The sequence below is a fragment of the Pseudomonas helleri genome (assembly GCF_009600315.1).
In the GTDB taxonomy this organism is placed as follows: domain Bacteria; phylum Pseudomonadota; class Gammaproteobacteria; order Pseudomonadales; family Pseudomonadaceae; genus Aquipseudomonas; species Aquipseudomonas helleri_A.
In genome coordinates this window covers 16,187-28,918 of sequence record NZ_WIWC01000008.1, presented here as the reverse complement: position 1 = coordinate 28,918, position 12,732 = coordinate 16,187, and the positions used below count along the sequence as shown (strand labels likewise).

Annotated in this window: 15 protein-coding genes; 14 read left to right on the top strand and 1 reads right to left on the bottom strand. The window is 57.0% G+C overall.

What is annotated here, in order from left to right; all coding sequences use genetic code 11:
- Positions 1 to 108 precede the first annotated feature (108 nt).
- Positions 109 to 687 (bottom strand): Maf family protein, encoded by a 579-nt coding sequence (locus GHN86_RS07065; RefSeq protein WP_153386301.1) that lies wholly within the window; start codon positions 685 to 687, stop codon positions 109 to 111.
- A 105-nt stretch (positions 688 to 792) separates the two neighbouring features.
- On the opposite strand from GHN86_RS07065, the gene GHN86_RS07060 reads away from it, so the two are divergent.
- The 14 genes from GHN86_RS07060 (at position 793) to GHN86_RS06995 (ending at position 12,675) form a co-directional block, all read left to right on the top strand.
- Complete coding sequence (locus GHN86_RS07060) at positions 793 to 1,320, top strand: YceD family protein (protein ID WP_122783949.1); 528 nt, start codon at positions 793 to 795, stop codon at positions 1,318 to 1,320.
- A gap of 13 nt (positions 1,321 to 1,333) precedes the next feature.
- Positions 1,334 to 1,516 carry a 50S ribosomal protein L32 gene (gene rpmF, locus GHN86_RS07055; RefSeq protein ID WP_003442519.1) on the top strand — a complete coding sequence of 61 codons (183 nt, stop codon included), beginning with the start codon at positions 1,334 to 1,336 and terminating at the stop codon, positions 1,514 to 1,516.
- Between the two features lie 4 nt (positions 1,517 to 1,520).
- Complete coding sequence (gene plsX, locus GHN86_RS07050; protein WP_153376988.1) at positions 1,521 to 2,531, top strand: phosphate acyltransferase PlsX; 1,011 nt, start codon at positions 1,521 to 1,523, stop codon at positions 2,529 to 2,531.
- Between the two features lie 126 nt (positions 2,532 to 2,657).
- Positions 2,658 to 3,596, top strand: a complete 939-nt coding sequence (gene fabD, locus GHN86_RS07045) for an ACP S-malonyltransferase (RefSeq protein WP_153386298.1) — start codon at positions 2,658 to 2,660, stop codon at positions 3,594 to 3,596.
- Between the two features lie 19 nt (positions 3,597 to 3,615).
- Complete coding sequence (fabG, locus tag GHN86_RS07040; protein ID WP_153376990.1) at positions 3,616 to 4,359, top strand: 3-oxoacyl-ACP reductase FabG; 744 nt, start codon at positions 3,616 to 3,618, stop codon at positions 4,357 to 4,359.
- Positions 4,360 to 4,550: 191 nt separating this feature from the next.
- Entirely contained in the window at positions 4,551 to 4,787 is a 237-nt protein-coding gene (gene acpP / locus GHN86_RS07035; protein WP_122783953.1) for an acyl carrier protein, read from the top strand.
- A 111-nt stretch (positions 4,788 to 4,898) separates the two neighbouring features.
- Positions 4,899 to 6,143, top strand: coding sequence for a beta-ketoacyl-ACP synthase II (fabF, locus tag GHN86_RS07030; RefSeq protein WP_323369090.1), 1,245 nt, complete (start codon positions 4,899 to 4,901; stop codon positions 6,141 to 6,143).
- Positions 6,143 to 6,961, top strand: coding sequence for an aminodeoxychorismate lyase (gene pabC, locus GHN86_RS07025; protein WP_153376992.1), 819 nt, complete (start codon positions 6,143 to 6,145; stop codon positions 6,959 to 6,961). Before fabF ends, pabC begins: the two co-directional genes overlap by 1 nt.
- 3 nt (positions 6,962 to 6,964) lie before the next feature.
- Positions 6,965 to 8,059 carry an endolytic transglycosylase MltG gene (gene mltG, locus GHN86_RS07020; RefSeq protein ID WP_323369092.1) on the top strand — a complete coding sequence of 365 codons (1,095 nt, stop codon included), beginning with the start codon at positions 6,965 to 6,967 and terminating at the stop codon, positions 8,057 to 8,059.
- Between the two features lie 12 nt (positions 8,060 to 8,071).
- Complete coding sequence (tmk, locus tag GHN86_RS07015; RefSeq protein ID WP_323369094.1) at positions 8,072 to 8,704, top strand: dTMP kinase; 633 nt, start codon at positions 8,072 to 8,074, stop codon at positions 8,702 to 8,704.
- Entirely contained in the window at positions 8,697 to 9,683 is a 987-nt protein-coding gene (locus GHN86_RS07010) for a DNA polymerase III subunit delta' (protein ID WP_323369096.1), read from the top strand. Before tmk ends, GHN86_RS07010 begins: the two co-directional genes overlap by 8 nt.
- A gap of 31 nt (positions 9,684 to 9,714) precedes the next feature.
- The gene (locus GHN86_RS07005) at positions 9,715 to 10,503 is read left to right on the top strand and encodes a TatD family hydrolase (protein ID WP_153376994.1); all 789 of its coding nucleotides are present in this window, start codon (positions 9,715 to 9,717) and stop codon (positions 10,501 to 10,503) included.
- Between the two features lie 471 nt (positions 10,504 to 10,974).
- A complete protein-coding gene (locus GHN86_RS07000; RefSeq protein WP_153376995.1) occupies positions 10,975 to 11,616 on the top strand; it encodes a TetR/AcrR family transcriptional regulator in 642 nt (213 codons plus the stop codon).
- A gap of 90 nt (positions 11,617 to 11,706) precedes the next feature.
- Positions 11,707 to 12,675: a GTP 3',8-cyclase MoaA gene (locus GHN86_RS06995; protein WP_153376996.1), complete on the top strand. Its 969-nt coding sequence runs from the start codon at positions 11,707 to 11,709 to the stop codon at positions 12,673 to 12,675.
- The last annotated feature ends 57 nt before the right edge of the window (positions 12,676 to 12,732 follow it).

The window sequence follows — 12,732 nt, the reverse complement described above, 5'->3', positions numbered from 1 at the left end:
TGTGTCAGGATTGCCGGGTCGAAAGGTTTAGCGACGGCTTTGCCGTCGAACGCAGCCTCGCATTACTCGACAGCTGCTACGCAATTCGCGTTTCCCTATGGGGTTGCGTTAGGGGATGGCAATCCCTTCAGCGGTCAACATGTCGACAAGGCGGATAAGAGGCAGCCCGACCAGGCTGGTAGCGTCATCTCCTTCGGTGCGCTGGAACAGGCTGACACCCAATCCTTCTGCCTTGAAGCTGCCTGCGCAATCGTAGGGCTGTTCTGCGAGCAGGTAGCGTTCTATCTGTTCTGGGGTGAGGCAGCGCATATGAGCGGTAAAGGGGATGCAGTCGGTCTGATAATGGCCTGTCTGGCTATTTAATAGGGTCAGCCCTGTCAGGAAGCTGACGCTGGCCCCGCTGGCATTGAGAAGCTGTTGGTGTGCGTTGTCGAAGGTGTGCGGCTTGCCAATGATTTTTCCGCCAAGCACCGCGACCTGGTCGGAGCCGATGATCAGGTGTTTGGGATGGCTGGCGGCCAATGCCTGGGCTTTTTCCAGTGACAGGCGCTTGACTAGATCAGTGGCTGATTCGTCCGGGCGATGGCTTTCGTTGATGTCCGGTGAGCTGCATGTGAACGGCAGGCGCAGGCGAGACAATAAATCGCGGCGATAAACCGAGCTTGAAGCGAGTAATAAAGGTAGCATGCGCGACTCCTGTGGGTTGCTGACGATTCTAATGGTCGTACGCGATGTCGCACAGGCACAATTTCCTTTGACACGTGAAGGGGTCCTCCCTAGAATGCTGCGCCTATGTTGAATGACCCGATTCCACCTCACGTTGACCCGCGCAAATTGGCTGATCGTGGCACTACCCTTCAAGGTGAAGTGTTGCTGGCTGATTTGGAGAGACTCTGCGACCCGCTTTCCGACGATGTCGGTGCGGTCCAGGCTAAATTTGTTTTTGAGCGCGACGAGCGAAGATCTGTGGTCATACACAGCTCCATCGACGTCGAGGTCAAGATGGTTTGCCAGCGTTGTCTTGAGCTGGTCACCCTGCCGATCCACAGCGAGTGCAGTTATGCTGTGGTGAAAGAGGGTGCGAATACCCAGTCGTTACCGAAAGGTTATGACGTGCTGGAACTGGGCGAAGATCCATTGGATCTGCATGCACTGATCGAGGAGGAGCTTTTGCTCGCCTTGCCCATTGTGCCTGCTCATCATCCGGAAGAATGCCAGCAGCCGGCGGGTCTCGATGAGCCCGAACCAGGCGAGGACGAGGTAACGCGGTCCAACCCGTTCAGTGTATTGGCGCAGTTAAAGCGTGACCCAAACGTTTAGGAGTTAATCAATTATGGCTGTTCAGCAGAACAAAAAATCCCGCTCTGCCCGTGACATGCGTCGTTCGCACGATGCTCTTTCGGCTAGCACTCTGTCTGTAGAAAAAACCACCGGTGAAATTCACCTGCGTCACCACGTATCGCCAGAAGGCGTATACCGTGGTCGTAAAGTGATCGACAAGGGCGCTGACGAGTAATCACTTGTCTGTCCAGGTCATCGCGATCGACGCAATGGGCGGGGACTTCGGTCCCCGCAGCATTGTTCAGGCCTGCATTGCTTGCCTGTCTGCTACGCCCTCGTTACATCTGACCCTCGTCGGTCAACCTTCCGAACTCGAATCCTTGATTGCCAGCTATTCGGCTGTTGATCGCTCGCGCCTGACGATTACCCCCGCTTCAGAAGTCATTGCCATGAATGAGCGGCCTTCGCATGCCTTGCGCAGCAAGCCGGACTCTTCCATGCGTGTGGCGCTTGAGTTGTTGCGCGACGGCAAGGTTCAAGCATGCGTGAGTTCCGGTAATACTGGCGCGCTGATGGCGTTGTCGCGGCATGTGCTGAAAACCTTGCCGGGCATTGACCGTCCGGCCATGGTGGCGGCGATCCCTACGCAAACCGGCTACTGTCAGTTGCTGGACTTGGGCGCGAATGTTGATTGCAGTGCCCAGCAGTTGTTTCAGTTTGCGGTGATGGGCTCGGTGGCGGCTCAGGCGTTGGGTATTCTTCGTCCACGAGTGGCTTTGCTTAACATTGGCACCGAGGACGTCAAGGGTAATCAGCAGGTCAAAGAAGCAGCGGCTTTATTACAGGCGGCTACGGGTCTGCATTACATCGGCTTTGTTGAAGGCGATGGGGTGTATCGGGGTGAGGCGGACGTGGTGGTGTGCGATGGGTTTGTCGGCAATATTTTGCTCAAATCCAGCGAGGGTCTGGCGACGATGATTTCGAGTCGGATCGGGGCTGAGTTCAAGCGCACGCTGTTCGGACGGTTTGTGGGTGTATTGGCGATGCCGCTGATGCGTCGTTTGCAGGCTGAGTTGGCGCCTGCCCGGCACAACGGGGCGAGCTTTCTCGGTTTGCAGGGCACTGTAATCAAGAGTCACGGTTCGGCAGGTGCTCAGGGCTTTCAAAGTGCGATAGAGCGTGCACTGATTGAAATCCATGAAGACCTGCCAAAGCGTTTATATGGACGCCTTGAAGGGTTGTTGCCATAGGCGTTTTACCTGCCGGGCGCTTAAATGTGACTGCCCGGTCAAATCAGCCATCCAACTGTCAGTTTCTTGCGTCCGCCAAGGCGGGACGTCAATTCTCCGACGACAAGATTATTAGGGGCTTGTTACATGTCTACATCCCTCGCATTCGTCTTTCCAGGGCAGGGTTCGCAGTCCCTCGGCATGTTGGCCGAGTTGGGCGCGGAGCACTCGCTGGTTCTGGACACTTTTAAAGAGGCATCTGATGCTCTGGGTTACGACCTGTGGGCGGTGACTCAAAATGGTCCGGCTGAAGAGCTGAACCGAACCGATATTACCCAGCCTGCCATTCTGACCGCCTCGATTGCCTTGTGGCGTCTGTGGCTGGCAGAGGGTGGCAAGCGTCCTGATTTCGTTGCGGGCCATAGCCTGGGCGAATACAGCGCTTTGGTGGCTGCCGACTGCTTGAGCCTGGCCGATGCGGTCAAGCTGGTTGAGCGTCGCGGTCAGCTGATGCAAGAAGCGGTTCCGGCCGGTCAGGGTGCCATGGCCGCGATTCTGGGGCTGGATGATGCTGTTGTTCTCAAGGCCTGTGCGGATGCCGCTGAAGGTGACGTGGTCAGCGCCGTTAACTTCAACTCCCCGGGCCAAGTCGTCATTGCAGGGGCCAAGGCTGCTGTTGAGCGCGCCATGGCACTGTGCAAGGAGGCGGGTGCCAAGCGTGCCTTGCCGCTGCCGGTGAGTGTGCCTTCACATTGCGAGCTGATGCGCCCTGCTGCCGAACGTTTTGCCGAGTCCATCGAAGCGATCGACTGGAAGCTGCCGAGCATTGCACTGGTACAGAACGTCAGTGCTGGCGTTGCCGCTGATCTGTCCACCCTCAAGCGCGATTTGCTTGAGCAGCTGTATAAGCCTGTGCGCTGGGTTGAGTCGGTTCAGACGCTGGCGGCCAATGGCCCTGTTGACCTGGTCGAATGCGGACCGGGCAAAGTCCTGGCGGGCATCAGCAAGCGTTGCGCTGAAGGCGTGACGACACACAACTTGAATACACCCGATGTTTTCGCCGCTGCGCGTGCGGCGCTGGTCTGAAGAATTAGGAGAAGCCTGCATGAGCTTGCAAGGTAAAGTTGCACTGGTAACGGGCGCAAGCCGTGGCATTGGCCAGGCGATCGCATTGGAGTTGGGTCGTCAGGGCGCCATTGTCATTGGCACTGCGACTTCTGCTTCGGGTGCTGAGCGTATTGCTGCCACCCTGAAGGAAAACGGTGTTCAGGGCACGGGTATGGAACTCAATGTCACCAGCGACGAATCCGTTGCTGCGGTGTTGGCGAGCATCCAGGCGCAGTTCGGCGCGCCAGCGATTCTGGTCAATAATGCCGGCATCACCCGCGATAACCTGGTGATGCGCATGAAAGATGACGAATGGCATGATGTCATCGATACCAACCTGAACAGTCTGTTCCGCCTGTCCAAGGGCGTTTTGCGCGGTATGACCAAAGCCCGTTGGGGACGAATTATCAGTATTGGCTCTGTTGTGGGTGCCATGGGCAACGCAGGCCAAGTAAACTACGCCGCTGCCAAGGCTGGTCTGGAAGGTTTTAGCCGTGCGCTGGCACGTGAAGTGGGTTCGCGCTCGATCACTGTCAACTCGGTTGCTCCCGGTTTTATCGACACCGATATGACCCGTGAGCTGCCAGAAGCTCAGCGTGAAGCCTTGCAAACACAGATTCCGCTGGGGCGTTTGGGACAGGCTCAAGAGATCGCCAGTGTGGTCGCTTTCCTGGCTTCAGACGGTGCAGCGTACGTGACTGGAGCTACAATTCCAGTCAACGGCGGGATGTACATGAGTTAAATGTGACGGCCTGTTTCAAAAAAATGTCATACGTGCTGTCCAAAATCCGTTATAAAGCTGCAATCTTTTTATAGGCAGCGGGTCATTGCGGTGTGAGTGCAAAGCTTTCAGTTGAAAAACTGAAAAGCCTTTCGATACACTTGCCCACTGGCCAGCTGCCTGAATTTGTCCATTAGGAGTGAAAACAAGGTATGAGCACCATCGAAGAACGCGTCAAGAAAATCGTAGCCGAGCAACTGGGCGTTAAAGAAGAAGAAGTTGTTAACTCGGCTTCCTTCGTTGAAGACCTGGGTGCTGACTCCCTTGACACCGTTGAGCTTGTGATGGCTCTGGAAGAGGAATTCGAGACTGAAATTCCTGACGAAGAAGCTGAAAAGATCACTACTGTTCAAGCAGCTATCGATTACGTTACTAGCCACCAGGCGTAATAGTTTGTAATCGCTGTTTGCTGTCATGGAAAAACCGCACTGCCGCTCTGGCGTGCGGTTTTTTCTTTAGGTGTGATGCAAAGTGTCGTCAATAGAATAAAGGAGAGTGCTGTGTCGCGTAGACGCGTCGTAGTCACCGGTATGGGGATGTTGTCGCCACTGGGTGCCGATGTACCAAGCACCTGGCAAGGCATTCTGGCAGGCCGTAGTGGTATTGGTCTGATCGAACACACAGATCTTTCTGCCTATTCCACCCGTTTTGGCGGCTCGGTTCAGGGCTTTAACGTTGAGGATTACCTCTCCGTCAAAGAGTCCAGAAAACTTGACCTGTTTATTCAATACGGTCTGGCAGCCGGGTTTCAGGCTGTGCGCAATTCCGGCCTTGAAGTCACGGATGCCAATCGTGAGCGCATCGGTGTGGCCATGGGGTCGGGTATTGGTGGTTTGACCAATATTGAAGAAACCAGCCGCATCCTGCATGAACAAGGCCCGCGACGGATTTCGCCGTTTTTTGTGCCTGGCTCGATTATCAATATGATTTCCGGGTTTCTGTCTATCCACTTGGGTACACAGGGGCCTAACTACGCCATTGCCACGGCCTGTACTACAGGTACTCACTGCATCGGCATGGCGGCGCGCAATATTGCTTACGGCGAAGCCGATGTGATGATTGCAGGCGGCTCTGAAATGGCCGCCTGCGGTTTGGGCATGGGCGGCTTCGGCGCCTCGCGTGCGCTGTCCACGCGCAACGATGACCCGACTCGTGCCAGCCGTCCGTGGGACAAAGGCCGTGATGGCTTTGTACTGGCTGACGGTGCCGGTGCGCTGGTGCTTGAAGAGCTTGAGCATGCCAAGGCGCGCGGCGCGACCATCTACGCGGAGCTGATTGGTTTCGGGATGAGCGGTGACGCTTATCACATGACCTCGCCGCCAGAAGATGGCGCGGGTGCTGCACGTTGCATAACCAATGCGTTGCGCGATGCCAGCATCAATCCTGATCAGGTTCAGTACATCAACGCCCACGGTACTTCTACACCTGCTGGTGATTTGGCAGAAGTCGCGGCCATCAAGTCGGTGTTTGGCGATCACGCCTACAAGCTGGCCGTGAGTTCGACCAAGTCGATGACCGGTCACCTGTTGGGTGCAGCGGGCGCGGTAGAAGCGATTTTCAGCGTGCTGGCGATCAACAGCCAGATTGCCCCGCCGACCATCAACCTTGATGAGCCGAGCGAAGGCTGCGACCTTGACTTCGTACCGCACACCGCTCGTGAAATGTCGATCGACGTGGTGCTGAGCAACTCGTTTGGTTTTGGCGGCACTAACGGCTCGCTGGTGTTTCGCCGGTACGCCGAGTAATGCAAAGTTGGGTCGACGGTCAGCCGGCGCACGCGTTAGCGTCGCTTAAAGACCGTGGGCTGGCTTACGGCGATGGTCTGTTTGAGACCCTTGCCGTCAAGGCTGGCCAACCGCTGCTGCTGGACCTGCACATGCAGCGTCTGGCGCAGGGGTGTTCTCGCCTGGCCATAGTGGCGGATAACACTGTAATCCGCAGCGAAGTGCTGGCCTATGCGCAAGCAATGGGCGAGGGTGTCCTCAAGCTTATTGTGACCCGTGGCGACAGCCTGCGCGGTTACAGCGCATCACCCGAGGCGCTGCCTCGACGAATTCTTCAGGCCAGTCCGCCGGCTGCCTACCCTGAGGCTAACGCCCAGGAGGGTATCCAGCTGTTTGACTGCGCCACACGTTTGGCCGAGCAGCCGCTGTTGGCTGGGCTTAAACACCTCAATCGCCTCGAACAGGTGCTGGCGCGTGCCGAATGGCAAGACCCGGCCTACGCCGAGGGATTGATGCGCGATACGTCCGGGCGCGTGATCGAAGGCGTGTTCAGCAACCTGTTTCTGGTCCGCGATGGCAGCCTGTACACGGCTGATCTGCAACGCTGCGGTGTAGCCGGTGTGATGCGGGCGGCGCTACTGGTCGAGGCTGAGCGCCAGGGCATTGCGAGGCATGTCACAGACATCAGCTTTGAGCAACTGCGTCAGGCTGATGAACTCTTTCTCTGCAATAGCGTGTATGGCATTTGGCCCGTGCGGGCATTTGCAGAGCTGAGCTGGCCGGTGGGGCCGCTCACCCGTAAACTGCAAGGCATTGCTCGTACCCTATTGGATGTCTGATTCGTGAAACGTAAATTTTTGCTGCTGCTGGAGACCGGTCTGGTGCTGGCAGGCTTGCTGCTGGGCGCCAGTGCGTGGAAGCTCAATTCGGCGCTGGAGCAACCGCTCAACGTGTCCGAAGAGCAACTGCTGGACGTTCCGGCCGGTGCCACCCCGACGGGTACGTTCAATCGTCTTGAAGCGGACAACACCTTGCGCGATGCCTTCTGGCTGCGTCTTTACTGGCGCTTTAACCTCGAAGGCCAGCCGTTGCACAGCGGTGAGTACCGAATGACCCCCGGCATGACCGCCCAAGACCTGATTGGCCTGTGGCAGCGCGGTGAGGTGGTGCAATACAGCCTGACCCTGGTAGAAGGCTGGAATTTTCGTCAGGTGCGCAGCGCTCTGGCCAAGCATGAAAAAATCGAACAGACCCTCGACGGCCTGAGCGATAGCGAGGTGATGGCCAAGCTCGGTCATGCCGGTGAATTTCCGGAAGGCCGATTTTTCCCTGATACCTATCGCTTTGTCCGTGGCATGACCGATGCGCAGCTTTTGGAAAAAGCCTACGACCGCCTTGAAAAAGTACTGGCCGAGGAATGGCAGCAACGCGCACCCGATCTGCCCTATGCGACGCCCTATCAAGCGCTGATCATGGCTTCGCTGGTCGAGAAAGAAACGGGCGTGCCCCAGGAGCGTGGACAGATTGCGGGGGTTTTTGTGCGCCGCATGAAAATCGGCATGCCGCTGCAAACCGATCCAACGGTGATATACGGTCTGGGTGAGCGTTACAACGGGAAATTGACCCGTGCCCATCTGCGTGAACCAACGCCCTACAACACCTACACCATTCCCGGACTGCCGCCGACACCGATTGCCATGGTTGGACGTGAGGCCATTCATGCCGCCTTGCACCCGGTCAGTGGCAGCAGCCTTTACTTTGTCGCCAAGGGTGACGGCAGCCACACGTTCTCGGATGATCTGGATGCGCATAATAATGCCGTGCGCGAATTCCAGATCAAGCGTCGCGCCGATTACCGCTCAAGCCCCGCGCCGACACCCGCCGCTGAGCCGGCGAGCCCTGCGGCCGAGCCGCAAAGCCCGAATGAAACTGATTAAGGATTGCTGCCTGTGACTGGCTTGTTTATTACCCTGGAAGGCCCCGAAGGCGCGGGCAAAAGCACCAATCGCGACTATCTGGCCGAGCGTCTGCGTGCGCACGGCATTGATGTGGTGTTGACCCGCGAACCGGGTGGCACGCCGTTGGCTGAACGCATCCGTGAACTGTTGCTGGCGCCTAGTGATGACGCCATGTGCGCCGATACCGAACTCTTGCTGGTATTTGCCGCCCGCGCCCAGCACCTGGCCGAGGTGATTCGCCCGGCGCTGGCTCGTGGTGCGGTGGTGCTGTGTGACCGTTTTACCGACGCGACTTATGCCTATCAGGGCGGTGGGCGCGGGTTGTCGCATGAGCGCATCGCTACGTTGGAAACCTTTGTGCAAGGCGCGCTGCGCCCGGACATTACGCTGGTCTTTGACCTGCCGATTGAAGTCGGTATGGCCCGCGCCAGCGCCCGGGGCCGACTGGACCGTTTTGAGCAGGAAGGCCGTACCTTTTTCGATGCCGTGCGCAGTACGTACCTCAAGCGGGCCGAAGCCGAACCGGCGCGTTATCGTTTGGTCGACGCCGCCCAGTCGCTGACTGAGGTTCAGCAGCAACTGGATGCATTGTTGCCGCAATTGCTGGAGCTGTACCGTGGCTGAGGCCTATCCGTGGCAAGACAGCCTGTGGCAGCAAATGGCCGGGCGTGCTCAACACGCCCATGCCTACTTGTTGCATGGCCCAGCGGGTATCGGCAAGCGCGCCCTGGCTGAGCGACTGATGGCCAGCCTGCTGTGCAAACAGCCGGTCGGGCTTGAGGCTTGTGGGTCGTGCAAATCCTGTTCTTTGCTGGCTGCAGGCAGTCACCCGGATAACTACATCCTTGAGCCGGAAGAAGCCGACAAAGCGATCAAGGTTGATCAAGTGCGCGAGCTGGTCAATTTTGTGGTGCAAACCGCGCAATTGGGCGGGCGCAAGGTGGTCTTGGTCGAGCCCGTCGAGTCGATGAACGTCAACGCGGCCAACGCCTTGCTCAAAAGCCTTGAAGAACCGTCGGGCAACACCATTTTGCTGCTGGTCAGTCACCAGTCGAGTCGACTGTTGCCGACTATCCGCAGTCGCTGCGTGCAACAAGCCTGCCCGCTGCCCAGCGAGGTGATGAGCCTTGAGTGGCTGGCCAAGGCGCTGCCCGAGTGCAGCGATACAGAGCGGCGTGAGTTATTGACACTGGCCGCCGGCTCGCCCTTGGCTGCGGTCAAGTTGCAGGCCCAAGGTGTCCGCGAGCAACGCGCGGCGGTGGTAGAAGGGGTCAAAAAGCTGCTCAAGCGTGAAATTTCGGCCACTCAACTGGCTGAAAGCTGGAATGCCATCCCGTTGTTGTTGCTGTTTGACTGGTTCTGCGACTGGTCGAGTCTGATTTTGCGTTATCAATTGACTCAGGATGAAGCCGGGCTGGGGCTGGACGACATGCGCAAAGTGCTGCAATACCTGGCGCAGAAAACCCCGCAAGACAAAGTGCTGGCCATCCAGGACTGGATTCTGGCCCAGCGGCAAAAAGTGCTGGGCAAGGCCAACCTCAATCGGGTGCTGTTGCTCGAAGCCTTACTGGTGCAGTGGGCAAGTTTGCCCAGCCAGCGTTGATTTGATCGATTTGATAAACAGGTAATTTTGTATGTTGGTTGACTCTCATTGCCATCTTGACCGTCTGGATCTGAGTGCCCACGACGGTTCACTGGACGCAGCGTTGCAAGCGGCGCGCTTGCGCGGTGTCGGTCACTTTCTGTGTATTGGTGTCAGTGCCGACAATGCCGCCGATGTCAAAACGTTGGCTGAGCGCTATGACGATGTTGATTGCTCGGTAGGTGTACACCCGCTGGATGTGCAGCCGGGAGCGGCGCCTGCACTGGACTGGTTGCTGGGCGAACTGAACCACCCACGAGTCGTAGCCATTGGCGAAACCGGTCTGGACTACCACTACGAGCCTGAAGCCGCCGAGTTGCAGCAGCTGTCGTTTCGGGTTCACCTTGAGGCGGCTCAGCAAACCGGCAAACCCGTCGTTATTCACACGCGCGGTGCTCGTCAGGACACCCTGAATATGCTGCGCGAGGCAGACTTGCCCCACGCTGGCGTGCTGCATTGTTTCACCGAAGACTGGGACATGGCCAAAGCGGCGCTGGACATGGGCTATTACATCTCGCTGTCGGGCATCGTAACGTTTCGCAATGCCGATGCGTTACGTGATGTGGCCCGCCAGGTGCCCGCCGACCGTTTGTTGGTCGAGACAGATTCGCCATATCTGGCGCCGATTCCTCATCGTGGTAAACCGAACCTGCCGCAATACGTGCGTGAAGTAGCCGAGTTTTTGGCGATGTTGCGCGGTGAGTCCTACGAGCGTTTTGCAGAGCAGACCACAGAGAACTTCAAGCGCCTGTTCCCGTTGGCCCGGGTATCTCTCCCGTAGTCGCTGCCTAGGAACGACGGCTGCGATCGGCGGCGCAGCCGTCGCAGACACGGCATACGCTGATAGCCCATTTTGCGACCGCTACGCGCTCGATCGCAGCCTTCGTTCCTCGTCAGCGACTACGAGGTCAGCGCAAAATATCGACTTTTTAGACAAAAAAAACCCGGACTCTGGGGAACCCGGGTTAAGACCATTAGGAGTAAAACAAAGGGCACATTCCGTTGTGACCTTGATCGGCAGCCACTTGGGGGGATGTGCCGCCGACTCCTTTAGTATCGGTCAGCTTTATTGAACGTCCAGTCGTGGTTGATCGTTTTTTAAACAAATTTGGAATACCTGTGATTCGATTGCCTGCTCATACGGGTTATATGAATTCATCTGCAAACGCGAGCACGCAGGATGGTCCGTGCAATTTAGCGTGACTAATGCATAATACTCCGCTTCGATTTTGACCCGAACAGACCTTTTCTTATGCACAAAGAACCCCGTAAGGTCCGTGAGTTTCGTCGCCGCGAGCAAGAAATTCTCGATACCGCGCTCAAGCTGTTCCTCGAACAAGGTGAAGACAGCGTCACCGTCGAGATGATTGCGGATGCCGTCGGTATCGGCAAAGGCACGATTTACAAGCACTTCAAATCCAAGGCCGAGATTTACCTGCGCCTGATGCTCGATTACGAACGTGATTTGAACGAGTTGCTGCATTCCGCTGACGTCGATAAAGACAAAGAGGCGCTGTCGCGGGCCTACTTTGAATTTCGCATGCGTGACCCTCAGCGTTATCGGCTGTTTGACCGCCTTGAAGAAAAGGTCGTCAAAGGTAATCAGGTGCCCGAGCTGGTTGAAGAGCTGCACAAGATCCGCGCTTCAAACTTTGAGCGTTTGACCCTGCTCATCAAGGGGCGTATCAGTGAAGGCAAGCTTGAAGATGTGCCACCGTATTTCCACTATTGCGCAGCCTGGGCATTGGTACACGGCGCGGTAGCGCTGTATCACTCGCCGTTCTGGAGCAATGTGCTGGAAGATCAGGAAGGCTTTTTCCAGTTCCTGATGGACATCGGTGTACGCATGGGCAACAAGCGCAAGCGTGACACGGACACCCCGGCTGTCGAGTAGCGGGGAAGGGGCTTTATCATTCATGGCCGCGTGCCCTGTACCCTATTATCAGGTGTTGGCGCGGCTCTATCCTGCGCGTCGGAGTCGTCCATGATTGTTGACCGCCAAGGCAGACGTTTTCGCAATTTACGCATCAGCCTGACGTCTGCGTGCAATTACGCCTGCACCTATTGCGTGCCCAACGGCAAACGCCTGGTGGCGGCTCAGGATGAATTGTCGGCCGAAGCCATGATCCGTGGCGTGGCCTATCTGATTGAAGCCGCAGGTATCGAGCGTTTGCGCATTACCGGCGGTGAACCGCTGGTCAGTCCCAAGCTTGAAACCTTTATGCAGGGAGTTGGTTCGTTAGGCTTGAGTGATATCAGCCTGACCACCAATGGTCAGTTGCTGGCGCGCAAATTGCCCTTGCTACTGGAGGCGGGCATACGTCGCCTCAATGTTTCCCTCGATACCCTGAACCCGGAAGCCTTTCGCGCCATTGCCCGTGGTGGTGATCTGCCAACCGTGCTCGACAGCATGCGCCAGGCCAGTGAGGCGGGGATCAAGATCAAGGTCAATATGGTGCCGTTGCGCGGGCAAAACCTCGATCAGGTAATCCCTTTGCTGGAGTATTGCCTTGAACGGGGCTACGAGCTGCGGTTTATCGAGCTGATGCGCATGGGCCACCTGGCCAGTGATGGCAATGCATTCCTGCAACAATTTGTCAGCCTGCAACAATTGCTGTCGCTCATAGGCGAGCGCCACGAATACTTGCAAGCCGATGCGCCAGTGGATGCCACTGCTGTGCGCTATCACATCCCGGGTCAGGGATATTTTGGCGTGATTGCCAACGAAAGCGTGCCGTTTTGCCGGACCTGTTCGCGCTTGCGTCTGTCCTCTACAGGTTGGCTGCATGGCTGCTTGTCATCCAGCAATCGCCACTATGTCGGCGACCTGCTGAACAAACCCCGCCATCAGGCTTTGCCTGCGCTGCAAAGTTTGTTGATGAAAGCTTTGGGCGACAAGCAAGACATCGCCTTCTCGGGCGGTGCCACGGTGATGAAAATCATCGGCGGCTAGCTGCCAAATCCCTAAATATGAGATTCAAAATTATATATTGAGACTTTGCAGTTTCCG